Annotated in this window: 16 protein-coding genes; 3 read left to right on the top strand and 13 right to left on the bottom strand. The window is 70.5% G+C overall.

Annotation, left to right across the window (positions count from 1 at the left end; translation table 11 throughout):
• Positions 1-65: 65 nt before the first annotated feature.
• From MMA15_RS21935 to eccB, 7 genes are all read right to left on the bottom strand, one after another.
• Complete coding sequence (locus MMA15_RS21935; protein WP_241061822.1) at positions 66-1,370, bottom strand: S8 family serine peptidase; 1,305 nt, start codon at positions 1,368-1,370, stop codon at positions 66-68.
• Positions 1,371-1,463: 93 nt separating this feature from the next.
• A complete protein-coding gene (locus MMA15_RS21930) occupies positions 1,464-2,981 on the bottom strand; it encodes a hypothetical protein (RefSeq protein WP_241061821.1) in 1,518 nt (505 codons plus the stop codon).
• A gap of 40 nt (positions 2,982-3,021) precedes the next feature.
• Complete coding sequence (locus tag MMA15_RS21925; protein WP_241061820.1) at positions 3,022-3,351, bottom strand: hypothetical protein; 330 nt, start codon at positions 3,349-3,351, stop codon at positions 3,022-3,024.
• Between the two features lie 26 nt (positions 3,352-3,377).
• A complete protein-coding gene (gene mycP / locus MMA15_RS21920; protein WP_241061819.1) occupies positions 3,378-4,658 on the bottom strand; it encodes a type VII secretion-associated serine protease mycosin in 1,281 nt (426 codons plus the stop codon).
• A gap of 233 nt (positions 4,659-4,891) precedes the next feature.
• The gene (locus MMA15_RS21915) at positions 4,892-5,182 is read right to left on the bottom strand and encodes a WXG100 family type VII secretion target (RefSeq protein ID WP_241061818.1); all 291 of its coding nucleotides are present in this window, start codon (positions 5,180-5,182) and stop codon (positions 4,892-4,894) included.
• A gap of 89 nt (positions 5,183-5,271) precedes the next feature.
• Positions 5,272-5,583 (bottom strand): WXG100 family type VII secretion target, encoded by a 312-nt coding sequence (locus tag MMA15_RS21910; RefSeq protein WP_070018068.1) that lies wholly within the window; start codon positions 5,581-5,583, stop codon positions 5,272-5,274.
• Between the two features lie 361 nt (positions 5,584-5,944).
• Complete coding sequence (gene eccB / locus MMA15_RS21905) at positions 5,945-7,483, bottom strand: type VII secretion protein EccB (RefSeq protein WP_241061817.1); 1,539 nt, start codon at positions 7,481-7,483, stop codon at positions 5,945-5,947.
• A gap of 715 nt (positions 7,484-8,198) precedes the next feature.
• On the opposite strand from eccB, the gene eccE reads away from it, so the two are divergent.
• The 3 genes from eccE to MMA15_RS21890 all read left to right on the top strand — a co-directional run bounded on the left by eccE (position 8,199) and on the right by MMA15_RS21890 (position 14,374).
• Positions 8,199-9,524, top strand: a complete 1,326-nt coding sequence (gene eccE, locus MMA15_RS21900; protein WP_241061816.1) for a type VII secretion protein EccE — start codon at positions 8,199-8,201, stop codon at positions 9,522-9,524.
• 32 nt (positions 9,525-9,556) lie between these two features.
• Positions 9,557-10,417 (top strand): hypothetical protein, encoded by an 861-nt coding sequence (locus MMA15_RS21895; RefSeq protein ID WP_372498366.1) that lies wholly within the window; start codon positions 9,557-9,559, stop codon positions 10,415-10,417.
• A 549-nt stretch (positions 10,418-10,966) separates the two neighbouring features.
• On the top strand, positions 10,967-14,374 hold the full coding sequence (locus MMA15_RS21890; RefSeq protein ID WP_241061815.1) for an SCO5717 family growth-regulating ATPase: 3,408 nt from the start codon (positions 10,967-10,969) through the stop codon (positions 14,372-14,374).
• Positions 14,375-14,560: 186 nt separating this feature from the next.
• Here MMA15_RS21890 and MMA15_RS21885 read toward each other — a convergent pair whose 3' ends face one another.
• The 6 genes from MMA15_RS21885 to MMA15_RS21860 all read right to left on the bottom strand — a co-directional run bounded on the left by MMA15_RS21885 (position 14,561) and on the right by MMA15_RS21860 (position 24,825).
• Positions 14,561-15,520 carry a bifunctional riboflavin kinase/FAD synthetase gene (locus MMA15_RS21885; protein WP_241061814.1) on the bottom strand — a complete coding sequence of 320 codons (960 nt, stop codon included), beginning with the start codon at positions 15,518-15,520 and terminating at the stop codon, positions 14,561-14,563.
• Positions 15,521-15,583: 63 nt separating this feature from the next.
• The gene (locus MMA15_RS21880) at positions 15,584-19,609 is read right to left on the bottom strand and encodes a S1 family serine peptidase (protein WP_241061813.1); all 4,026 of its coding nucleotides are present in this window, start codon (positions 19,607-19,609) and stop codon (positions 15,584-15,586) included.
• Between the two features lie 259 nt (positions 19,610-19,868).
• The gene (locus MMA15_RS21875) at positions 19,869-20,675 is read right to left on the bottom strand and encodes a DeoR/GlpR family DNA-binding transcription regulator (protein WP_241061812.1); all 807 of its coding nucleotides are present in this window, start codon (positions 20,673-20,675) and stop codon (positions 19,869-19,871) included.
• Positions 20,672-22,120, bottom strand: coding sequence for an MFS transporter (locus MMA15_RS21870; RefSeq protein WP_241061811.1), 1,449 nt, complete (start codon positions 22,118-22,120; stop codon positions 20,672-20,674). Before MMA15_RS21870 ends, MMA15_RS21875 begins: the two co-directional genes overlap by 4 nt.
• Before the next feature lie 90 nt (positions 22,121-22,210).
• Positions 22,211-23,239, bottom strand: a complete 1,029-nt coding sequence (gene pdxA / locus MMA15_RS21865; protein WP_241061810.1) for a 4-hydroxythreonine-4-phosphate dehydrogenase PdxA — start codon at positions 23,237-23,239, stop codon at positions 22,211-22,213.
• Positions 23,236-24,825, bottom strand: coding sequence for a four-carbon acid sugar kinase family protein (locus MMA15_RS21860; protein WP_241061809.1), 1,590 nt, complete (start codon positions 24,823-24,825; stop codon positions 23,236-23,238). The genes pdxA and MMA15_RS21860 overlap by 4 nt, the downstream gene beginning before the upstream one ends.
• Positions 24,826-24,989: the final 164 nt, after the last annotated feature.

The following is a 24,989-nucleotide window of genomic DNA, read 5'->3' as shown; positions in this document are numbered from 1 at the left end:
GAGACCGACGGGACGCTGATCGATTGCCGTTCGGGGCACGGTGTCGTTCGGCGCGCGGCCTCAGCTCACCGCGACGGAGGCTGATTCGGCGGAGGCGGCGGCGAGTTGGGCGGCCCCCCGAACTGCCCTGTGGGCGCCTGGACTTGCTGCCCCGGCTGCTGCGGCGGCACGGACGGTCCTCCGCCCGAGGCCCAAGGATCGCTCACCCGGTCCCGGCTGTCCTTCCGCTTGACGAGGACCACCACGAGGACCGCGACGCCCACGAGCACGAGGAAGATCAGCCCGAACAGCACGACGGGCGGGCCCAGGGCGAACATCCAGCCGGAGGAGTCGTCGGACGACGAACCGGAGTCCGAAGCGGCATCGCCCGCTGACGAGTCCGACGACCCGGACTGCGCGAGCGGCCCGGCCTTCGGCCCCGCCGGAATGTCGTTCGTCACCGCCCGGTACGGCCGTACCACGCCATAACCGAACTTCTCATCGGGCAGCTTGGGGGCGTTGCCCTTGGCGTCCGTCAGCGGCTTGGCCGTCTTGATCAGCCGGTTGATCACCTGCCCGGCGGTGAGATCGGGGTGCTTCTCCCGGACGAGCGCCGCGGCGGCGGAGACGTAGGCGCTGGCGTCGGATGTACCCGATGTGAATCCGTAACCGGACTCATACTTCTTGTCCGGGGTGACGTTCTTCTCGGCCGGGGCGACCAGAGAAACGTTGGAACCCCAAGAGGAGGACTCCCACAGCGTGCCGTCACGCCCAAGGCCGCCCACGGAGAGGACTCCCGGATAGCCCGCGGGGTACTCCTTGTGCTTGCCGGGCGAATTGCCGCTGCCGGCCACGACTACGACGTCTTTGGAGATGGCGTACCTGACCGCCTGTTCGTCGCCCGGAATCAACGGTCCCGCGTAGGAGAGGTTGATGACGTCGGCACCGTGGTCGACGGCGTAGCGAATGCCCTGTGACTGGAAGGAGTTCGTCGATCCGATCTCGGTGGTCAGAGGCATGATCTTCGCCCCGGGAGCCAGCCCCTTCATACCGGATTTGCCGCCAGGCCCATGCCCATGGGCCGCGATCAGGCCCGCCATCGCGGTGCCGTGCCGGCCGTTGTCTCTGGTCCCCTTGCCCTGCGTGTAGTCCTTGCCGCGAAGCACCGATCCCTTGAGGTCCGGTTGCTCGGAATCCACTCCGGTGTCGACGACGGCGACAGTCACGCCCTTCCCGGTGGCATGCTCCCAAATGTCCTCGCCCGCAAAGAAATCCAAGGCCCACTGCCGGTCACGGATGTCGTCCGCGGAGGCCGCGGGAGCGGATCCGAGGAGCAGGGCTCCCGTCAACGCTCCGGTGCCCACCAGGTGCAGCGCTCGTCGGAGACTCAACTCCTGCTCCCCTTCGTGCTCTTGACGACGGCCCTCGCGAATTCCTTTTCGCGAGGGCCATCTGTCTCTTTCAGTGGCTTCCTGCCACCGCTTCTACTCGATCGTCTTCGGGACGCTGCGACCGTCGTCCGGAGTCCAGGTCTCCTCGTCCTCGACAAGGTAGTCGGGACGGTTGCCCTCGTTGCGCTCCTCCTCGTCCGGCCGCTGGTTCGTGCCCCGGGCGCCAGCGAGCATTCCGGCGCGGCCGCCACGTCCGGCAGCTCCGGCGGCGCCGCCGCGGCCCTTGCCGAGACCGGTGCCACCGGGAGTCGCGGGCTTGCCGCCGCTGATGCCCCTGGGGGCTCCGGCGACACCGCCCTTCGCCTTCGCCAGCGCACCACGGCCCGCGGCACCCGCGGCTCCACGGCCACCCGCAGCGGCACCACCACCGCGGGCTCCCATCGCGCCCGCGCCGCCGATACCCGCTCGTCCAGCGGCGCCTCGCGCGGCGGCAGCTCCTGCCGCACCGCCCATCAGGCCACCGCCCGCTACGCCTGCCGTGGTACCGGCGCCCGCGCCTGCACTCACACCGCCGGCCGCACCGGCGCCCGAGACCGAACCGCCGCTCGGAGCACCGCTGGTGCCCGCACCGGAGATACCGGCCGGAGCGCTGTCGACCTTGGTGGCGCTCGCGGGGACCTGCTCGCCTCCGCTGATCCCCGGGTCCCTGGGAACGCTCGCCTGAGCCGGTGCTGCGGAGGTCGCGGCGGCACTCGACGCGCTCCTGACGGCGGCGGAGGACGACGGCGTCGCCGACGATCCCGAGGCGGCCGGGATCGGAGTCGGCATCGGGGTCTCAGGATTGGACGGCGGCACGCCTCCGTCGCCGTCGTCGATTGAAGTCTCAATGCGCCGCGAGTAGCCGACGTAGCTGCGCCCCAGGTTCTCCATGATGGCGACGGCCTTGAGCTGCTCTTCCTTCTCGGCCCCGATGTAGCCCTCGTTGGCCTGGGCGATCAGGTCTTTCGGGATGTTGCCGCTCTTTACGTCCTGCTCCGTGTACTTGTCGTCACGTCCGGAGTCGGTGACGCAGTCCCACGCCTTGGAGAACCAGCTAGGCTTCTCGATCTTGCTGATCGCGTCGCGCTGCGTACGCAGGTCGTTCGAAGCCGCAGTCATGGCCTCGGACACGACCTTGGCGTGCGCGGCGCTGTTCGCGATCTGCTGGAGGATTTTCTGGGCCTTTGTCTTGAACTGATTGGCGCTCTCGCCTTCCCAGTGTTCAAGCACATCGTCGACGGCCTTCTTCAACTGGCCGTATGCGCTGTCGCCCGAGGGAGAGCCTCCACCACCCTCACCGACCAGCTTGTCGTGAACTCGCTTCCAGTTCTTGCCGATTCCGTCGACGCCGTCGGGGTTGGCGTGCTCGATCATGCCCTTGAGGGCATCGATGTCGTGAGCCGTGAAATCGGTCTTCAGAGGGAACTGCTGATTGACCTTCTGGTAGTCCGAGATCTCCTTCTCGTGACCCTCCAAGCCCTCCGCGTGCGACTCCCTCTTGGCGTCTTCGATCGCTTGCCGCTGAGCCTCGATCTGCTCCTGCGTCGGCGCTCCGTAAGCCGGATATCCCACTAGTCGTCACTCCCCACCGTTGAAATCCGGTCGGCCCGCGTCACTTGCCGCCGCCGGCTTCCGTCGAGACACCGTGCTTGGTCTTCTGCTCCTGGTCGTCGTAATTACGGCGCACCTGCGAGGTGTTGGAGCTGAACTGATTGATCAGGCCCTGCAACTGCTTGATGTAGCCCTCGATGTTCCCCTTGGTCTTGCCGTGGGTGACGCGGAATTCATCCTCTTCCGCGAATCCCTTACCCAGCCACCCAGGCGGCAGGTACGTCTCGTACTTCGCGCAGGTGTGCGGGCCGCCCATGTCGTCGACCACGCGGTTCAGCTTCTTGATGACCTCGTCCAGGGCGCTCAGATCGACTTTGTATCCGCTGCTCATAGCCCCGTCTCCTCTCCCCCTGCTGCCTAATGCCTCGTTGAAGTCGTGCTGTCCGCCGAGCCGCCCTCGGGCGTGCGCTTGCGGCGGTGGTCGCGGGCTGCGATGGCAGTGCCGCCGATAAGAAGTGTGAGTACGGTGCCCGCACTCATGACGTAGACCGAGATGCGCTGGGTGCGTTCGGTGTCGCTCTCGCCGACGGTGAGGGACATCGGCGTGACGTGGCGGCTCTGTTGCCGTACGTCCGCGTGCGGCTGGTTCTGCGGCTTGTCGTCACCGGTGAGTGCCGCGACGGGGTCGACGACGCCCCAGCCGAGCTGTGCGTCCTTGGTGGGGCCGGGCCTGTTGGCCGTCTGCTGCATACGGGCGGCGATCTGCTGTGCGTCCCACGTCGGGTACTTCTCGAACATCAACGCGGCGACGCCCGCGACGTACGGCGCCGAGAACGAGGTGCCGTCCGCCGGGCACTGGCCGCCGTTCGGCACGGTGGAGACCATGCCGACACCGGGGGCGGCGATGCCCACGAAGCGTCCGGACTGGGAGAAGAAGGCGCGTTCGTTGTTGCGGTCGGAGGCCGCTACGGCGAGGACGCCCTCGTAGGAGGCGGGGTAGGTGTACTCCAGCTTCCCGTTGGCGCCGTCGTTGCCCGCGGCGGCCACCACGAGAATCCCCGCGTTCACGGCCTTCTGGACGGCGGCCTGTAGCCCCGGGTTGGACTTCTTGTCCGCGGTGTCGGAGGAGATGTTGATGATGTCGACCTTCTTCGACACCGCGTAGTCGATGGCCTCGACCATCGTCGACGAGTCGCCCTTTTTCTCCGGGTCCTCGCTGCCGGTGTAACGGAGCGGCAGTATCTTCGCCTTCGGCGCGATGCCGGAGAAACCGGTGTCCTTGGCCTTGCGGGCGGCGATGATGCCGGCGACCCGTGTGCCGTGGCCATTGACGTCGGTGGTGCCGTTGGACTTGCCGACGAAGTCCTTGCCGCCGGGGGCGAGTGCGGGGCGGACCTGCGAATTGTCCTTGTCGACGCCGGTGTCGATCACGGCGACCGTGACGCCCTCGCCGGTGGCCTCGCTCCACAGCTCGTCGAGAAGTACGCGCTGGAGCGACCACGGCGTGCTCTTGATGTTCTTGCCGCCGAACTTGCACTCGCCGGTGCTGTCCAGGCCCGGATCCTGGCCCGCCTTGCCGGGCTCCTGCCCGGCGGTCGCGTATCCGGCAGCCGGAGCGCTGCCACGCGAAGGGTGCGCCTGGCCGGCGGCGGCCGGCACCGCGCCGACGGCCGTGAGGCCCAGCGCCGCGAGCACCACAAATGCCCGCTGGGCGCAGCGGGTTCTGCGGAGCCGCCGATCGACGGTCCCCGCGCTCAGGGCATTTTCATCGGATCCACTGACAGCCATGGACATGGTGTTTTTCTCCCCCGGGGACGCCGGTCCGTGCCGACGTGCTCACCCCGGCCCGGCCCAACGCCCTTGACGCAACGGCAGGAGCGGGCCGGCCGATGAAGGCCGGACCCACTCCTCATACGGGCGCTGCCGGTTGCTCAGTTGCCCCAGACGTTCGCGTTGCTCTTCTCGGTGGACTGGTAGTTGTCCGCCGAGTTCTGCAGCGCGGTCGAGATCTTGAGCAGAACCTGGTGCAGGTGGTCCGCGGTCTGGTCCCACTGGCGCTGCTTGGCCTGGTAACCCTCCTGAGCGGCACCTTCCCAGGTGTTGGCCACGCGCTTCACCATGGCCTCAAGGTCGTCGAGCTGGCTCTTGATGCGGCCGGCCGTGGACCTCACGTCCTGCGAAGCCTGAGAGACCGTCTGAAAATTGACGAGAATTCCGGACACTTACGACTCCTCCTTCAGCGATTCTTCGGTAGTAGTAGCTCTGAACTCGTGTGGCGCGAACGCCGGTTGACCGGTCGAATGGACCTTGATCAGCCGAAGTCCGACATGATCTTGCTGACCTCGGAGTTCTGCTGCTCTTCCGTCGCCGAGTAGTTCTGGCGGGTGGAGTCGACCGCTTCCTTGATGTCGTTGAGGATGTTGTTCATCTTGCGCGCATCCTCGTTCCACTGCTGCTGGAGCCGGTGGTAAGCGCTGGCCGCCTGGCCCTGCCAGCCGCCGGCGATCTGGCTGATCACACCGTCGAGGCGCTTGACCTCACCCTGGACGGAGCTGTTGACCTCGCTGATCTTCGACGACAGAGCCCGGAGCTCGTCCTCTGTTACCCGAAACTGTCCTGCCATGGCGCACCTTCCCCCATGTCTTCTAGTGAACGTCTCAGCAGCCCGTGTCGGGCTGGTGGGTCACCCTATGCCACGTACAGAACGGGCCGTCAGCTGACACCGTGAGAACACTACCTTGCCCCACCGACACAGCCGTTCGCATGCCATTACCGTCACGTGGTCAACACACCGCCGCGATCAATTCGTGATCGCACGACGGCCGGCGCATTCCCGCGCCCACTCTCCCCTGCCCCCGGTCCACCCCGCGAAACCCCTGAAAACCCCCGGGAACGACGTAACTCCCGTCCACAAGGCGGGAGTTACGTACTACCCAGGAATCCGCGGGCCGATACGTGTGATCGCCCCGGCTGTCACAGATCCGTCACAGTCCCTGTTCCTGCGAAGCGCTCCTGGTGTCCAGGGTGGGGCCCTTGGGCAGCAGCGAGGACCAACTCTGCGGCACGGGCGCGACCTTGGCCTTCTCATATCCCAGACGCGCGGTGGGGCTCTTCTCACTGGAGCCCGAGCCCTGCTGGTTGTCGCCGCCGCCCTTGGGAAGGGCGTAGCGCAGACCGGAGTCGGTCAGCAGGTACTGCGTGCCGCTGCGGCTGCCCCTGCCGCTGACCTCCTGGTAGAGGAGTCCGGAACCGGAGCTGACGTATGCGCTGGCCGCACCGTCGACGATGTTGGCCGGGTACTCGGGGCCCGCCCACGCGGCGAGCTTGGGCCGCCCGCCCGCGGTCTTGCCGGTGTAGACGCTGCAAGAGACGGTGCGCGAGGTCGAACCGATGCCCTCCGCCGGGCGGTTGACCTGCTTCAGCACGTCCTCGGGCCAGCCCCTTCCGCCCTTGTTCATCTCGTCCGAGGCTCCGGCGCCGGCGACCTCCACATTGCTGACGGTCACCAGATTCTCGTTCTGCTCTACGAGATAGAGCCGCGCCACAAGGGGCGTGATCCGCTGCACTCCGTCCTTCAGAACCACGTAGTAATAAGTGGCTCCTCCGGAAGTGGACTTGAGTACCTTTCCGACCGAACGGGCTTCAGGCGGAAGGGAGTCGGCGCCGTCGAACTGCGGCTGCGATCCACTCGGGGCGTCCAGTTTCGGGAAGACGAGATCCGAACCGGAATTCAGAGTCTTCAGCCACTGCGTGGAGACCTTCTGCGGCACTCCCGGGTCCCTCAGCACCTGCTTGGTGAGCACGTTGCGTTCGGGGATCTTGGCCTTGCTCTTGCCCTCAGGCCCGTCCAGCAGCAGCTTCGTGCCCGTACCGTCGACCACGTACTGGTCGTGGGTCTCGCTGTCCTCGACGAACATGGCCTCGCCGTCGTCCAGGCGGTTGCCGTCCTTCAGCTTGTTCTTGTCCTGGCCGCCGAGCACGAACATGCCCTGCTGCGGCTCCCCTTCGCCGTTGGACGACGGCTTCTCGCAGACCGCCCACTCCTTGGGTGCCTCGGCGTCCGCCGTGCTGGGCAGCCGGTCGGGAGCGTAGGGAATGCCGATGGTGGCGCCACGGGCGATGGTGCTCTCGTCGATGTCCTTGCCGGAGACCTCTATGACTTCGCCCTTGCCCTTGTCCAGGACGAGTTTGGCGGAGGCGAAGTTCAGCACGGGGTGGAGCTGGGGGACCTTCTTGCCGCTCTTGGTCTTGTCCTTGAGTACGACGTAGCGCGTCGTGGAATCGCTGTCGACGATGATGTGTTCGCCCGCCTTGTTCCAGCCGGGAGGCGCACTCGGTGCGATCGCTCCCCAGGCGACGGAGCCCGCGACCAGAACGACCCCCACCACCATGCTGGGCATCATCGCCCGCACGGGACGCGGAGCCTCCTCGTCGGAGACTCTCGATTCCGGCTGCAAAAAGGCTGCAAGCGTGCGCTTCCGCGCGAAGGTGTGGGCGCTGAGCTCGTCCCGCCGCGTCGCCATCGGTCCCCGTCTCTCCCGTTTCCGTGCTGTGAAGTGCCCGGTTTCTGGTGGTGGTTCAAGTGTTAGCCGGCGTGCCGCCGGGGGTGTGCGGCCGCGGGCCCGGTGCGCCGCGCAGCCCTTCGGGCCTCGTGCCTTCGAGCTTCGTTCCCGCCCCCGAGTCCGCCTCCCCCGGCTGCACTACTATGCCGCGCCCCCGTGTGTACGCAAACGACAGGGTGGCCGCACTGGGGGCACATCCGCCAAGGGTCGCGGTATCCGCACAATGCCCTCACTTGCCGGGGCGGTCGGCCGCCTGCGGAAGGCCGCCGGCGATGAGTATCCTGACGTCCGGCCGGCGTCCGCTGCATTGCGGGCCGGTCCGGCTCCGCGTACGTAAGGCACGAGTGAACCGTATGCACGGAGCCGGTGAACCGACGGCACGGCAGGGGGCGACCGCAGACGCCGAAGCGGCGAATCGCTGTAAAGGGACGGCGAATTCACCGGACCGGCGAATCACGATCACCGAACACCGAAGTACCGGTGCTCCTCAGCACCGGCCACCGCAGCATTGCGCAGAATCACCGAAAGCGCCTGCGCGGCACGGGCCGCGCCGCGAGAGAGCACGCCGCCGGCACACACGCGTCCACAAGCGGAAGCGGAATCGGCGGCTTGAGGCCGAAAGGCGACCGCAGGGCGAAAGCCGTGCGGACGACACCTCGAAGGGGAATTACGGGGGATGACGAGCGCCACCCGCAACCGGTCACGGGACCGTAGCGTCCCGTCTCAGCGGAACGACGAGCAACAGGCCCCGGCCGCCTCGCAGCCGCCCGCCAACGCCACGCTGCGGCTGAGCAGCAAGCCCGGCAGCTTCGGCCCCGTCCGGCTCCAGCAGCTCGTGCTCATCGAGTTCGCCGCCGGGCTGCTGCTGGTCGCCTGGATCGCACAGAAGTGGCTGGTCCTGCCGGCCGCCGTGGCGGCCGGGCTGCTGACGCTGTTCGCCCTGGTGCGCCGCAGGCAGCACCCGTTGTCGGAGTGGTACGAGCTGAAGCGTTCGCTGCGGCGGCGCAAGCGCGGCGCCAAGTACCCGGTCCCGGCGGGCACCGACCCCTCTCTCGCGCCCGTCGTCGAGTGCGATCCGGCGGTGCAGACGTCCACTTACGTGACGCGTGAAGACCGTGCCGTCGGCATGGTCGGCGACGGCACGTTCCTTACCGCGCTGATCGCGGTCGAGGGCAAGGACGCACCGCTGCGTCCCGGCCGTACGGGCCGCGTGGAGCGCCCCGTACCCCTCGACGTGCTCTACGACGCGCTGACGACCGACGACATCCGGCTGGAGTCCGTGCAGATCGTCCAGCACACCCAGCCCGCGCCCGCGCCGCACCTGCCCGAACAGTCCGTGGTGGCACGGTCGTACGGGACGCTCCAGGAGGCTTCCGGCATCCCCTCGCTCCGTATGACGTGGGTGGCGCTGAAGCTCACCCCCGAGCTGACGCCCGAGGCGATCGAGGCGCGCGGAGGCGGACTCGGGGGCGCGCAGCGCTCGTTGGTGCGTGCCGCGGACCAGCTCGCGAGCCGCCTCGAAGGCGCCGGATTCAGCGCCACGGTGCTCAACGAGACCGAGGTGGTCCAGGCGCTGGCGACCTCCACCTGCCTCAACCCCCGTGCGGGCAACTCCGCCGCCCCCGACGGGCGTCCCGCGCAGCGCCGTACGGAGGAGTCGGTGCGCGGCTGGCGCTGCGACGACCGCTGGCACACGACGTACTGGATCAGCCGCTGGCCGCAGGTCGGCCCGAGCGCCGTGAGTTCGGCGCATCTCGCGTCGATCCTCACCTCGCTGCGGGTGTTCACCTCGGTCTTCAGCCTGACGCTGGGCCGGGGCGACGGACGCTCGGCCGAGATCTCGGGCCATGTGCGCATCGTGACCCGCAGCGAGAACGATCTGTCCACCGCGCGGCGTGAACTCCAGCGCACCGCGAGCCGGGCAAAGACCGGGCTCGTGCCGCTGGACCGGGAGCAAGTGCCCGGCGTGCTCGCCACCCTGCCCCTCGGAGGCACGAGCTGATGTCCACTCCGATGATGCCCAGGCAGACCGGCATGCCCGGTGCGGGACTTGGCCGGCAGCAGCAGCCGCAGGGCGGCCTGGGACAGGACGGCGAACCGCCGCAGCCGCGGCACGTGGCGACGGCCACCGACACCGGTGTGATACCGGTCTTCGGCCACCCCGACGAGCAGGCCGAGGAGCGGGCGGCACGTCCGCGCCGCCCCGGTTTCGGCCTGCGCGGTCCGCGCCATCTGCGGCACAGGGTCGCCGTCGAGCAACTGGGCGCCATAGGCGTGCCCCTGGGCGACGACGGCGTGGTCATCGGCACGGACGCACAGCGGCAGCCCGCCGTGCTGGGCCTCAGCCGTCGCACGGCCTACGACGTGCTGCTCATCGGCGGTCTGTGGACGGCACAGGTGCTGGCGCTGCGCGCCGCGGGCACGGGTGCGCGCGTCGCGGTGGAGACGGGCCGCGCACATGTGTGGACGACGCTGGTGCGGGCCGCCGGTGCGGAACAGCAGTGCATGACGCTCTACGACGTCGGCCATGTGCCGTCGCTCGGGCCGTCCGTGAGCAGCCCGGTCGTCATCATCCGCGACTGCGGGATGAAACCGCCGCGCGGGCGCGTGACTTCGGCTCCGTGGCAGTCCGTGGTGACGCTGCTCCCCTATCTCAGCCCGGCCGCGCCGCGGCTGTTGCAGACGTCGTCGCTCGTGGGCATCCAGCGGGTGTCGCCGGACGAGTCGGCGCATCTGTCGCGGACCATGCGGCTGCCGCGCGAGGAGACGGAGGCGCTGTCGACGCTGGGCGACGGCGTGACGCTGTGGTGCACGCGTAAGGACAGGTACTACTCGCTGACACAGCCGACGGACGCTGAGGCGGGGCTGCTCGGCAATCCGCGGCGTCTGGACTGACGGCCACGGCGGTGCGCGGGGCTCGCGGAGGCGGATGCCCGGCCGGGGTGAACGCCCGTGGCCGGGCGGGGAGTTCGCGCTAGGCGGATCTGCCGTAGGCGGATTTGCGGGGGCGGTTTCGGCGGGCTCTCGCCGGAACGGCGTCTCCCCGGAGAGAGTTCACCGGGGAGAGTTCCCCGGGGGCTTGGGGCGCACACGGAACGGAGCGCGGACCGTCTCTTCGTTTTCGCCGTGGCGCCTCGGGCGGCCCCTGAGTAACGCCTGACACTCGTCATCCGTACGTTGCCTCAAAGACAAGCGCCCTTACACGAAAACATCTGCCTGGTCCAGGACCGACAGCGCTTCTACGCCGGTGGAAAGTTGACCGCCGCTCCACGCCCTCCGAGACTGGACCGAGACCTTCGACTGGTTGAGTCGGGTCGTGTCGAACAGAAGTGGCCCCCGGGCACCGAGCACGGAAGGGGCCGCAGTGCCGTGCCCGGAGCTGTCGAGATTAGGCTGGGTCACTGCGCAGCAAACGGGGTGTGCGACCACACAGCAGGAGGCATTGTGAGCAGCGATCGGGACGAGATCCGCTGGGGCAGGACGGGGCCCGACACCGATCGATACGATGCGGATTCGCCCGAGAACGACACGGAGTCGACGGGGCAGTTCACCATCGACTACACGCCGCCTGCCTGGTACACGCAGGACGCGGACAGTGCCGCCGCCCCCAACACCCCCGGCGTGGGGGACAATCCGAGCGGTCCGACGACCCCGGCCCCCTTCCCCGGTACGAGCCCGCCGCAACCGCTTCCGGGCGCACACCCCGGTCCGCCTGCCGGTCCCGGCCCCGATTCCGGCACCGGCCCCGTCGCTCCGGACCCTTCGCAGTCGACGCCTCCTCCCCTGCCTCCGCAGTTCCCGCAGGCTCCGCTCTCCGGCGACCAGGACCGCGAACAGGACCGCGAACAGGGTCGTGAACAGGGTCGTGAACAGGGCCCTCAGAGCCCGTCGTTCACCCCGCCCGAGACCCCGGGCAGCGGGTTCGCCACGCCGCCCGCGTCGGACGCCACCCAGATGTTCGCCCCCTTGAGGCGGGAAGATCCACGGCCGCAGACGGAACGGCAGGACAGCGCCGGTCAGCAGCCCCAAGCGCCCGAACCTGAGCCGCGCGTCGGCGGGTTCGGCGGGCCGGGCGGCGACTTCGGGCAGTCGTACGGGCGTGACGCGAGCGCGGGCGTCTCGGCCGGCCTCGACCGTGACCGTACGGAAGAGCCGGAGGGTTCTTCGGAGGCTGCGTCTCAGGCCGCAGCACCCTCCCCGCCCTCTTTCCCCTCTTTCCCGTCCGTTCCGGAATCGTCCACGGACGCTTCGGATTCCTCGGCGACTTCGGGCTCCTCGTCTGAGTCTTCGGACTCTTCGGATGCCTCTGAGCACTCGAACGAGGGACCGGGCGCAACCGACAGGGCAGGCGTGGAGGTCGCGGAGACTTCGCGCACCGACGCCCCGGCCGACGACACCGGCGAGGTCTCCACGTCCGCCGACGACGCACCGCTGCCCGCCTCCTCGGCGACGGACGGCACGAACACGGCGTCGCAGGCCGCGAGTTCTGAGGCCGACGGCAGCGAAGACCCTCCCGAGGACCCGCGTACGTTCGGCAGGGGGCTGCCTACTGCGGAGGAGCCCACGGCGGACTCGGCCTCTGTGGACGAGGGTCCGGACGACTCGGCTTCGAGCGACTGGGACTCGGACGGCTCGGCTTCGGCAGGCACCGGCGCGGAGGGTGATGCCTCCCCGGACGAGAGCGCGAGCAGCACCACGACCGACTCCGCACCGCAGCCCGAGGAGAGCCCGGCACAGCCGGCGCCCCTCCCCCAGCAGGGCGGACCCTGGTCGGCTCCGGCGTCCGAGGGCTCGGCACAGTCCACCGAACTGCCGCCTCTGCCACCGGACTTCCAGCCCGCCACGTCCGCGCCCGACGGTGCGCCCGTAGCGGCCAACCCGCCCGCGGATGCCGCCGCCCCTGCTTCGCAGCAGTCACAGGCGCCGCAGCAGCCGTACGGGTACGGCTATCCGCAGCAGGCCGGGGCCCAGCCGCAGCCTGAGGCGCAGCCCCAGCAGGGTCAGCAGCCCCCACAGACGGGGCAGGCGCAGGGGCAGGGGCAGACGCCGCCGCCACAGCAGCAAGCGGCCCCCAACCCGCAGGCCCAGCAGGCCGGTTACGGCTACCCGCAGCCCGCGCAGCAGCAGCCTGCCTGGCAGGGGCAGCAGCCCGCGCAGCCGGGTTACGGCTATCCGCAGCAGGGACAGCCCCAGCCCCAGCAGGCGCAGCCGCCACAGCAACAGGCCGCACCCAACCCCCAGGCCCAACAGGCCGGTTACGGCTACCCCCAGCCCGCACAGCAACAGCCCTACCCCGCCCCACAACAGCAACAGCCCCAGCAAACCCAACCCCAACAGGGCTACGGCTACCCCCAACAGGGACAGCCCCAGCCCCAGCAGGCGCAGCCGCCACAGCAACAGGCCGCACCCAACCCCCAGGCCCAACAGGCCGGTTACGGCTACCCCCAGCCCGCACAGCAACAGCCCTACCCCGCCCCACAACAACAGCAGCCCCAGCAAACCCAACCCCAACAGGGCTACGGCTACCCCCAACAGGGACAGCCCCAGCCCCAGCAGGCGCAGCCGTACCAGCCCGCGCAGCAGCAGCCGGGCCCGGCAGGGCCGACGGGACCGGCAGGCCCCGCAGGCCCGGCGCCCCAGGGCCCCGGCGTCGACCCCGGTGCGATGGCGCCCGGACAGACGCCCGCCGAAGACGCGCGGCGCCAGGGCCAGGGCGGTAACCCTCTCGGTTACACGGCCGCGGTGGAGCTCTCGTCGGACCGGCTGGTCAACAACCGCAAGAAGCCGCGTTCGCAGAATCCGGCGCTGGGCGGCAAGTTCCGCTTCGGCGGCAAGAAGGAGGAGGCCGAGCGCGAACGGAAGCTCGGGCTGATCCGTACGCCCGTACTGTCCTGCTACCGCATCGCGGTGATCAGCCTCAAGGGCGGCGTGGGCAAGACGACGACCACCACGGCGCTCGGTTCGACGCTGGCGCTGGAGCGGCAGGACAAGGTCATCGCGATCGACGCGAACCCGGACGCGGGCACCCTCGGCCGTCGTGTGCGGCGCGAGACGGGTGCGACGATCCGCGACCTGGTGACGGCGATCCCGTATCTCAACAGCTACATGGACATCCGCCGCTTCACCTCGCAGGCGGCGTCCGGGCTGGAGATCCTGGCGAACGACGTCGACCCGGCCGTCTCCACGACCTTCAACGACGACGACTACCGCAGGGTCATCGACATCCTCGGCAGGCAGTACCCGATCATCCTCACCGACTCCGGCACGGGCCTGCTGTACTCGGCGATGCGTGGAGTCCTCGACCTCGCCGACCAGTTGGTCATCATCTCCACGCCGTCCGTGGACGGTGCCAGCAGTGCGAGCACGACGCTCGACTGGCTGTCGGCGCACGGCTACGGGGATCTCGTGCAGCGCAGCATCACCGTCATCTCCGGTGTCCGCGAGACCGGCAAGATGATCAAGGTCGAGGACATCGTGGCCCACTTCCAGACGCGCTGCCGCGGTGTCGTCACCATCCCGTTCGACGAACATCTCTCCGCCGGTGCCGAGTTGGACCTGGACATGATGCGCCCCAAGACGCGCGAGGCGTACTTCAACCTCTCGGCTCTCATCGCCGAGGACTTCGCACGTCAGCAGCAGGAGCAGGGCCTGTGGTCGGGTAACGGCAACAATCCGCCCGCGCAGATGGCGCCGCCGCTGCCGGGTCAGCAGGGCCAGCCTCCGCAGCAGCCCTACGGTCAGCAGCCGATCCCGCAGCAGCAACAGCCCCAGCCAGGTCAGCAGCCGTATCCGCAGCAGGGCGGTGGCGGCTGGCCGCAGCAGCCCCCGGGGCAGGTGCCGCCGCAACGCTGACGATCGCGAGGAAGCAGTGACGGTCGGCTAGGCAGCGGGTCGACACGATCGAGTGGCCGGGCCGGTGTCCGCACCGTGCCCGGCCCTCCCCTTTCGCTCGCGGCCTCGCCTTACGCCCGTGAATCCCGGGCGCACACGCACGTGTACGCGGCCCCGCACGCACGCGCGGTGCCGCGCCGCCCGGCCTCAGCCTGCGTTGCCCTCCGCCTGGGCCACCAGCGCACGGCAGCGGTCGACGTCCCCGGCCATCCGCTCCATCAGGGCGTCCAGGGTGTCGAACTTCTCCTGGCCGCGGATGTACTGGAGGAAGTCGACCGACACGTGCTTCCCGTACAGGTCCAGGTCCACGCGGTCGATCGCATACGCCTCGACGGTCCGCTCGGTCCCGTCGAACTGCGGGTTGGTGCCTACGGAGATCGCCGCGGGCATCCGCTCGCCGTCGGCGTTCAGCCAGCCCGCGTAGACGCCGTCGGCGGGCACCGCGGTGTGCGGCACGGTCTCCACGTTCGCGGTGGGGTAGCCCAGTTGACGGCCGCGCTGCGCACCGCGTACGACTACGCCCTCGACCCGGTGCGGTCGGCCCAGCACCTCCGCCGCGCCCTCCATGTCGCCCTCCGCGACCAGGCGCCGCACCAGCGTCGAGGAGAAGGGCTCGCCGCCGCCGGCCGCGCCGCGCACATACAGGTCGACCACCACGACCTCGTAGTCGTATGTCTCGCCCAGCTCGGTGAGGAAGGCCACATCGCCCGCCGCCTTGTGCCCGAAGCGGAAGTTGGGCCCCTCCACGACGGCGCACGCGTGCAACTTGTCGACGAGAACCTTCGCCACGAAGTCGGCCGGGGTGAGCTTCGAGAACTCGGCGGTGAAGGGCAGCACCAGCACCGCGTCCACGCCCAGCTCCGCCATGATCTCCGCGCGGCGCGGATGAGGGGCGAGCAGCGGAGGGTGGCTTCCGGGACGTACGACCTCGCTCGGGTGCGGGTCGAAGGTGACGACCACTGCGGGCACGCCCAGTTCACGGGCGCGTGCCACGGTGCGGTCGATGATGAGCTGGTGCCCGCGGTGCACCCCGTCGTACGAGCCGATGGTGACGGCGCTGCGCCCCCACCCCTCCGGGATGTCCTCCAAGCCACGCCAGCGCTGCACGTCCTGCTCCTCGCCGATGCCGATGGGCCGATGGTTCCGCCGGGTCCAAGGGTGCCATGCTGCTCAGCGGCTCACGCACGGGACCCGGGGCCGGGCCGGTCCCCCCGGGGACGGTGCGCCGGGGGCCGCGGCGCCCGCTGCGCCGGTCCGGGCACCGGCGGCGAGCGAGGCGCTGGGCGCCGCCGAGGTGTGAGGCGCGACGGCGGCAGCACCGGATTCGCGCGCGGCGCTGTGGCTCCCGTCGCCGCCGCCGCTGCCGAAGCCCTCCGGCCCGCTTCGCAGCGCGCGGGCGAAGCCCGGGACCTCCCGGGACAGCTCGGCCACGCGGCGTTCGAAGCGTGCCGCTTCCTCCGGGGTACGTGCCATGAGCAGCCCGAGCTGCCGCACGATCCGGGCGGTCTGGCCCGTACGGGCAGCATGAGCCCCCGGGCCGTCCGCGTCGGACTCCCCCTCGCCCCGACGCGCCACCGCCTCCAGCGCCGCGTCGAGCACCCCCGGATCGCGCTCCCCCACGAGCAGCACGCTCAGCAGCTCCTCCGCCACCGGCCCGCCCAGGGCTCCCAGCGCCCGCGCGAGCGCTGCCCGCAGCGGCGCATACGGCGTGCACAGCAGCGCGTCGGTAAGCGACTGAAGCGCCGGGCAGCACTGCCGAGGGCGGCGCGCGATTCTGCCCCGTACGAACGCGGCCAGCGCATCCCCGGCGGTCTCCGGCCGCAACTCCGCGTATTCGCGCACCACTTCGGCGGCAGATACGGCCAGCCGCGGGATGCGCACGGCCGCGAGCACTGCGGTGAGGTGCCGAGCGCCGCCGCCGGGCTGTGCGCACAGCCATGAACGGAAAGCCGCGAGGGCGCGTTCGGGCCGGTGCTCGATCTCGTCTGTGAGGGCGTCCGCCAGCTCCACCGCGCCGGTGGCGGCGAGGAGGCCGAGTGCGGTGCCGAGTTCACGGTCCCCTTCCGCCGTCCCTTCCGGCGGGCGAGACCCTTCCGGCAGCCGAGACCCTTCCGGCTGGCGGGTGTCCGCTGCCGGTCGGGCGGCGGCCGACGATGCGGACGACGGCCCCTGTGCGTCTGGCCGGAGCTCCGGTGCCTGCTGCCGCAGCCGTAGCAGCATCGCCATGGCCGAAGGACCGTGCGTGGCGGTGCTGCCGGGGACGCGCAGCAGGGCGTGCGCCGCCCGTTCCAGATGTCTGCGGTCGGTGTCGGAGCGTGTCTGCCGCACCATCAGCGGCCCGTACTCGGCGGCGGCCGTCCGCCGCAGCGACGCCGCGTGGTTCGCCCAGCGGTCGACGGCACGGCACAGCGCGGAGGGCTCCTCCTGTGCGAGGTCGTCGAGGAGTTCGTCGGCCCGCGGATGGCATGCGTCGGTGAGCAGGTCCAGCAGCATGTCGCCTGCCTGCCTGCGATGGGCGTACAGCAGAGCCTGAGCGGCAGAGGCGACCGTGGCCCGAGGCGCCTCCGCGTCCGCATCTCCTCGGCCGTGGGGGCCGCCGCACGGTTCGGCTTCCCGGAGCCCCGTCAGCGGCCTGCGGTCGGTGAACCAGCCGCACAGCAGCGGCAGTACGGTCTCCGGCTCCTCGGTCAGCAGCTCGCCGACCACGTCGAGGTAGCGCCCGTCGGGTCCGGCTCCGCCGGCTCCAGGCGGTGCGTCGGCGGGGAGCAGCAGCCGCAGCAGACCCGTGCGCTGCGCGATCGGCAGCGCCAGGCGCCTCCAGAACGACGGTCCGAACTCCGCCGCCGCCCCAGGGGGTTGGGCGCCGAAGTGCTCCGCGAGCCCACGCAGCAGTCCGTAGTGGGGGCGGGCGTCGGGGACGCGCAGCAGCGTGTCCCGCAGCAGACGGCGTGCCCACCAGCGGGCCTCGCTTCCCGGGCCGGGCCCACGGCCGGGGTCATCGGTGCCGGTGCCGGAGGGGGTGCCGGGCCGCTTGTCCGGCCGGGTGGAGGTGATCATGTCGGCCAGCGGACGCAGCCGCCGCTCCAGCGCTCCGGCGCCTTCCAGCGCACCGCAGAGCACAAGCGCATGTACGACGGGTCCGATCCGCTCTCTGGGGACGAGAGCGCCGCCCCCGCGCTCATCGGGCTCGTGCACGAGCGCCGAGAGCGCCGCGTCCACATCCAGATGGCGGCCCTGCATCCACTCGCCGAACTCCTCGTCGGCGAAGCGGACTTCGCCGCCGGCCGCCTCCAGTACACCGTCCGCGAGCACTGACTGCGCCCAGCCGCCCTCCCATGGGAAGACCTCCTCGAACGCGGCCCGGCTCAGGACCCCTCGCGCCGGGCCGAGGCTGCGGCGCGCGGCCTCGTGCAGCGCTCCCGCCGTACGGGCCGCGAGTCGCCGCATTCGTACGGGCGTTGCCGTGCAGTCGAGCCTTCGGGCGACGCGAAGCGCGACGAGGTCGAGATATGCGGAGAAGACCGCGTCTCTGCTCAAGTGCCGTGGCTGCGGGGCGACTCGACCCGCCGGCCCGGAGGGTGCGGCGTCTCCTCGCATACGGTCTGCGTGCTGGTCGGCATGGATCTCCGCCAGCATGCGCATCGCGAGCGGATGCGCGGCGTCGGGTGCCGCGAGGTCGGACGTGCCGAGCCCGTACAGTCCGCGTGCGTCTGCGGCCGCGGCGGCGGGCAGGTCACAGAGCCTCACGCAAGGGGGCGGCCCGTCGGTCTCCGCGTCGGGCGTGAGAGCACCGCCCCGCCCGTCGTAGAGCATTCCTGCGGGGAACAACGGGCCCAGCCGCTCCCACTGTTCGGGACCGCAGGCGACGATCAAGCGGGCGCCGGACGCACTCAGCCACCCGGCCGTCCCCGCCGTCCACCGGCGCAGGTCACGGCAGAGAGCCGGGGGCATCTCCTCGGGAGCGTCGAGCAGCACCAGCAGTGGGCGCCGCGCCTCGCGGGCCAGCCGGGACACCACATCCGCGCACGGAGAGTCGTCCGGTCCATCGGCACTCGGCGCTCCGGATTCCACAACCGCCGAGTCCGGACCGCCCTGATCGGACACGTCCTGCTTCGAGACCTGCTTCGACATCTGCCTCGACGCCTGCCTCAACGCCCGTCCCAGTGCCTCCCGTACGCTGCCGTCGCCTGCGCGTAGCTGCGCACCCCGCAGCCACACCGTGGGCGCGGGCCGGGCGCCGTCGGCCCTTATCGCGGCGAACTCGGCCAGACAGGTCGTACGGCCCGTCCCGGGGCGGCCCACCAGCGCCGTCACCGAGGCGCCGCTCTCGCCGAACTCCCGTAGAGCGCCGGTGACTTCGGGACGTTCCACATGGCATGCGGCGGTGGCCTGCGCACGTGCCGCCGCAGGGCGCACGGTCGCAGCCGTCAGCCGCAGGGCCCCCGCCAGATTGAGGTCGGGCCCGAAGCCGGGGACGGTCGCCGCGTTGTGCGCGAGCGTGTCCGCCAACTGTCCGTCCAGGTCCCAGAGTCCGGCCCTGCGCAGCGGAACGGCGAACCCGGCGCCACGACGGTCCGGGAGGCTGCGCCCGCCCTGAACGTGCAGCGCCGTGCCCACCACCCCGAGGACAGCTCCTGTACGCGGGTCGAGTACGGGCGATCCCGTCGCCGTCCGGTCCAGGAGGAACCGGCGAGCAGCGGCGGTGGTGGTGAGGCTCAACTCCAGTGCGCCGCCGTCCAGTTCGTGGCGGCGGGCGGCGGAGGTGTACGTGACGGCGGTGGCGGTCCCGGTCAGCGTGGCATCCGCGCGGCTACCGCTCCCGGCAACGCCCTGCGACTCGCCCTGCGATCGGCCTCCCGACTGGTCTTCCGACTCGCCCCGCAGCGTGAGGATCTGCACGGGCGTCGGGGCTGCCGCGCCCGCCCGGTCCGAGCCGATGAGCAGCGGCGCGACGCCGAGCCCGTCCGTACGGATGAGCGCGAGGTCCCACTCGGGCAGGGGCGTGACCCAGCCCGACTCCACCCGCAGACCGCCCGCTTCACGGGCGTACACGACGAGGCGGTCCAGCCCGTCCACCGCCTCGTGGCTGGTGATCACGGTGCCCCTGCCGTCAGCGACGAAGCCCGTCCCCCGGGGCCGCCCCGCCGGATCGCAGATCCGCACCAGCGCCTGCTCCGCCGGCACCGTTCCCGTCATCCGACACGCACCGTCCACCTCGGCCGATCTGAACTCCCCGACCGTAGAGCGCAGTCGATCAACGACGACAGGCTCTCAAGGGAAAGCGCCCCCGCACGCGCCCTCGACTCACGCCGAGCGCCCGGCCGTTGGAGTGAACAAGGCCGAAGGCAGGAATACGACAGGGACAGAACCACACAACCACGCGACGAGAAGCGGGACTTGGAACACCCGAAGCGGGCCTTCGACACGAGGAGAAGCGGCGCACGTACTTGCCGGACTAGGCAGCCGCGGTCACGCTCACGGTCACGACCTCGCAGGTCCCGTCCGCCGCGAACCGCGACACCTCCCCAGGGTCCGCGTCCTCATCCGTCATGAGCGTCCAACGACCCCCGGGACGCGCGTGGTACGGAAAGGGACTGCCGCCCAGCTTGGAGGAGTCCGCGAGCACGACCGCCTCACGTCCGCGCGCCGCCATCAGCTCCTTGGAATGGGCCTGTTCGAGGCTTGGGCACGAGAGACCGTCGCGGGCGTGCAGCCCGTCGGCGCCGAGGAAGACCAGATCGGGGGTGAGCCGCCGCAGCGTCTCCTCTCCCTCGGGGCCGAGGATCGCACCGTTCGGACGGCGTACCCGCCCGCCGAGGACCACGAGTTCGATGCCCTGCTCCTCGGCGAGATGTCCCAGAGCGATGGTGGAGTTGGTGACGACGGTGAGCCCGCCCCGCCCCTTCAGCGCCCGTGCCAGCCGCCCCGTCGTCGTACCCGCGTCGATCAGGATCACGTCGCCTTCGCAGACGCGCTCGGCGGCGGCCCGTGCGATGGCGTCCTTCTGGGCGCGGTTGCCCGACTCCTTCTCGTCCAGGGTGAGTTCGGCGGAGCGCCCGCCCGCGACGGCACCCCCGTAGGTGCGGTGGATGTGCCCGTCGCCCGCGAGCTGTTGCAGATCGCGGCGGACGGTGGAGACGGAGATGCCGAAGCGGGCGGCGAGTTCGGATATCTCACCGTTGCCCGCGAGCACCTCGCGGAGGATGTCGTCGCGGCGCCGTGCCGTGCCCTTTCGGGTCGCGCGCACGCGTGCGCCGCTCAACTGCCTTCCTCCGCACCGCGCTTGGCCGCCGACGAAGCTGAGTACGCCGCATGGGACGTCTGGGACGGCACCGCACCCGGCCCCGTGGAGGACGACGGGGAGGACCGCGAACCCGATGCCACGGGAGGCGAGTTCGCCGCCTCCGGCCCGGCCGAAGGACCCAGCCCGGTGAGCACCAGCACCACCGCCACGGCCAGGAACGCGGCGAGCACGCCGAAGCCCGTCACACTCGTACCCGTGCTGTCCGTCAGCCACCCCACGAGATACGGGCCGACGTAACCGCCCAGATTCCCCAGGGCGTTGATGAGCCCCATGGCGACCGCCACCACCTCGATCCGCAGCACACCGCCGGGGATCGCCCAGAAGGGCCCGTACGGCGCGTACAGGGCGCCCGCGGTGACACACAGCAGCACCATCCCGAGCACGCCGCCCTGTACGACCTGCCCCAGCAGCAGCGCCGCCACGGCGACGACCAGCGGGACGGCGACGGCCTGACGCCGCTTGCCCGTACGGTCCGACCATGCCGCGTTGGCCACCATCACCACCAGCGCCACGGTGAACGGGATCGCGCTGAGCAGCCCCACCTCCGTCGAAGAACCGTCGTGCGTAAGGGTCTTGACGACGGACGGCAGCCACAGCGTGAAGCCGTAGAACCCGGTGATCCAGAAGAAGTAGATCGCGATCAGCACGAGCACGGACCGCTGCCTGACCGCCTCCGGATAGGAACCTGAACCCGTCTTGGGCTTCGCCGCCTCGTCGGCAGCCAGCGCCTCCTCGACGTACCGGGCCTCGCTCCGCGAGATCCAGCGTGCCTGCGCGGGGTGGTCCGCCACCGCGAACCACCAGACGACCGCCCACAGCAGCGGCGGAAAGCCCTGAAGCAGCAGCACCCAGCGCCAGTCCGTGTGGTCCAGCATCAGGCCGGAGAGCGGGGCCATCACGATGGACGAGACCGGCAGACACGCCATCCACAGCGCGTTGGCCCGCGCACGCTCTCGCAGCGGGAACCACGACGCCAGCAGGATCAGCACCGCCGGCCACACCCCGCCCTCGAACAGCCCCAGCACGAACCGCGCGACGTAGAACTGCTCCTTCGTACGTACGAGCCCGCACGCCATGGCGGCGAGACCCCACGCGACCATCAGGATCAGCACGGTCTTACGGGCACTCCAGCGCTGCGCCAGGATCGCGCCGGGGATCTGGAGGAAGACGTAGCCGAGGAAGAAGACGCCGGTGACCATGCCCTCGTCGGCGGCCGAAAGGCTCAAGTCGCCGTCCATATAGGGCAGGACCACGGAGACGTTGCTGCGGTCGAGGAACGCCAGCATGTACATCACCACGGCGACGGGGATGACGTACGTCCAGCGCCTGGCGGGTATCGGCGTCGTTGCGGCGGCGCTCCGGTCTCCGTCTCCGGGACCGTCCGGAGATGCGGGGGCTGTCATCTGCGGCTCCAACTGCGCTGTTCGATGGAGGGGTTGGGGTCGTCCTCACGGAGGTGGCTCTCGCGGGGGTTGTTCTCGCGGGCCGGGCGCTCAGGCCCCGGTGCCGTACGCGGCCCGGATGCGTTCGGTCCAGGCGCTGAAGTCGACACCGGCGCGGAACGCCGCCGCCATCGTCTTCGGGGACGCCTTGCCGGTGCCCGCGATGTCGAAGGCCGTGCCGTGGTCCACGGACGTACGAAGGATCGGGAGGCCGACCGTCACCGAGACCGTGCCGTCGAAGTCGACTGTCTTGGCCGGGATATGACCCTGATCGTGGAAGTGCGACAGCACACCGTCGAACCGTCCCTGCAGTCCCTGGTGGAAGACGGAGTCGGCCGGCACCGGGCCGGTGACGTCCAGGCCCTCCGCCGCGGTGCGCTCCACCGCGGGGCGCAGGGCGGTGATCTCCTCGTCGCCGAAGTGGCCGTTCTCCCCTCCGTGGGGGTTGACGGCGGCGACGCCCAGGCGCGGCTCGTCGTGGCCGAACACCCGCAGGGCGGTCACCGCATGGCGGATGCTGGCCGCCACCCGTTCCTCGTCGAGCTGGTCCAGGGCCTTGCGCAGAGAGACATGGCGCGTGGTGAAGAAGATCTTCAGCCCACGGACCACGAACATCGTGTCGAAGTGTGCGGCGCCGGTGAGTTCGCCGAGCATCTCGGTGTGGCCGAGATGCTCCGCTCCGGCCGCCCAGACCGCCTCCTTGTTGATGGGCGCGGTGACGATGCCGTCGACTTCGCCCGCCATGGCGGCAGTCGTTGCGGCCTCGATCGCGGCCACCGCGGAACGCCCCGCCACCGCGCTGACCTGCCCCCACTCGAGGTCGTCACCGGCCACACCGAGGTCGAGCACGTCGACGGTGCCCGGCGCGAAGCGCGCCTCGCCGACCGACGACACCGCGTTCACCTCGACGTCGAGCCCGCACACCTTCACGGCCCGCCGCAGCACTGCGGCGTCTCCGACGGCGATGCCGCGCCCCAGCTCCGCCGTACGCGGATCGGCGAGCGTACGGGCCGTGATCTCCGGCCCGATACCGGCGGGGTCGCCGAGGGTGACGGCGAGGACGGGAAGGCGGTCGGTCATGGTGAAACCTCTTCTCCTCTACGGTGGTTGGAATCCGGCGCGGAATCCGGCGCGGAGCCGTCACCGGCCCCCGGAACGCCCACGGCTCCCGAAGTGCCGGACGTGAGACCCGAGTTACCGGACGCGGCGCGTGGACCGCACGATCCCGCGCCCGAACTACTTGCCACGCCACGGGAGTTCATGGCACGCAGCCGTTCAAGGCAGGCCACGGCGGCGTCGGGCCCGCCGATCAGACCGCCCTTGGTGGCGAAAGGCAGTCCGCTGTGCGGTCCGCCGACGAGATGACCGGCGACCGCCAGCGGCAGCACCTCAGCCTCGATGGCGAAGCCCTCGGCACCGAGCGCGCCGGTGACCGCAGCGGTGACGTCGCCTCCGGAGGTGTAGAGGCCGCCGGGGTCCAGGACGTCCACGGCGTGCACCGCGACCTCCGCGAGGCAGCGCAGAATGCGTTCCGCCGCGCCGGGATCGCCTGCCGCGCTCGGGGCGACCCTTACGCCCAGCACCGATGTGCCGGAGTCGGCGGCGGCCCTCAACTCGCGGACGATACGCGGCGGCTCCGCCTCCGCCTCGTCCGGATCGACCACCGCGTAATGCGCGCCGAGCGCCTTCTCGGTCCTGGCGAGCTGTTCGTGGGTGGCGTCCGTGGTACTGCCCACGACGGCCAGGATGCGGGGCGCCTCGCCCGACGGCCGCACGCCCAGCTCCGCTGCGAGGGCGGCGCCGAACGGGCCGGAGTCGAGAGAGATCCAGCGCGTGCCGTCCTCGGCGCTCAGCCGTGCGGCCGCAGCCGCCACGGTACGCAGATGACCGTTCTCGGTGGCGTCGCAGACCATGACGTCCGCACCCGGGCCGCGCAGTGCCTCCAGCACCGCGTCCACGCCGTCCTCGACTACGTCGAGCGGTACTTCACCTGTGCTCAGCGCACTCTGCTCGCCGATGACGGACGCGACCCGGGCATGCCGTACCGGGCTGAAGAGATCCTGCGCGGCGGCCGTACGGGTCAGCGGCACGCCGTCCACGAGATGAATCCCGCCCACGGTCGTACGGCCTGCATCGGGAAACGCCGGAACGGCCAGCACACGTACGGGAGTCGGGGCGCCTGAGGCGGCATGTGCGGCATGTACGGACGCACTCTCCGCGGCGCCGCGAGCGGTGGCGGGGGCGGAGGCGGTGCCGGGAGCGGAGGCGGAGGCAGCGCTGTTGGCAGCGCCGCGGGCGGCGTCCTGGGTGACGTTGCTGGTGGCGTCGCAGGTGACGTCGCAGATGGCGCCGCGAGCGGTGAACGCGTCGACCACTGCGTCCAGTTCACGACCGGGATTGCCGCGCAGAGTCGTATCCACGCGCTTGACGACGAGTACGCCACCGGCCGTGGCCGCCGTCATCGCCGCATGAACGGCGTCGTAGCTCTCCGCGGGCGTGAAGCGACGGGAACCGGTGTTGACGACGAGCACATCGACCGCGTCCGCATAACGCGGCACCTGACCGAGATCACTGACGGTGACAGTGTGCAGCCCGAGCCGTGCGAAGAGAGCGCCGGTGGCGTTGCTGCCGGTGAGGTCGTCGGCAACCACGACGATCTGCGCCACGGGACCCCTCCCACGCCTCGACTTGCTCGATTCACGCAGATTCGTTCGCCATCCCTGCGTGCTCTACGCAATAACAGCGTCATCGTCGTCGATCGAGAGTGTCAATAGGCGCGAGAGGACGACCTCTCGCGCGAACCACGCAACTTCGGCGGGTGACGGGGGCG

Source organism: Streptomyces marispadix, from assembly GCF_022524345.1.
GTDB classification, from domain to species: Bacteria; Actinomycetota; Actinomycetes; order Streptomycetales; family Streptomycetaceae; genus Streptomyces; species Streptomyces marispadix.
Note: the sequence above shows the minus strand (reverse complement) of the source record. Positions and strands in the feature narration are given on the sequence as shown.

Coding starts and splice junctions, on each gene's coding strand:
- MMA15_RS21925 (WP_241061820.1), bottom strand. CDS start 3,351: ATGAGCAGCGGATACAAAGTCGATCTGAGCGCCCTGGACGAGGTCATC.
- MMA15_RS21910 (WP_070018068.1), bottom strand. CDS start 5,583: ATGGCAGGACAGTTTCGGGTAACAGAGGACGAGCTCCGGGCTCTGTCG.
- eccB (WP_241061817.1), bottom strand. CDS start 7,483: ATGGCGACGCGGCGGGACGAGCTCAGCGCCCACACCTTCGCGCGGAAG.
- eccE (WP_241061816.1), top strand. CDS start 8,199: ATGACGAGCGCCACCCGCAACCGGTCACGGGACCGTAGCGTCCCGTCT.
- MMA15_RS21895 (WP_372498366.1), top strand. CDS start 9,557: ATGCCCGGTGCGGGACTTGGCCGGCAGCAGCAGCCGCAGGGCGGCCTG.
- MMA15_RS21880 (WP_241061813.1), bottom strand. CDS start 19,609: ATGACGGGAACGGTGCCGGCGGAGCAGGCGCTGGTGCGGATCTGCGAT.
- MMA15_RS21870 (WP_241061811.1), bottom strand. CDS start 22,120: ATGACAGCCCCCGCATCTCCGGACGGTCCCGGAGACGGAGACCGGAGC.
- pdxA (WP_241061810.1), bottom strand. CDS start 23,239: ATGACCGACCGCCTTCCCGTCCTCGCCGTCACCCTCGGCGACCCCGCC.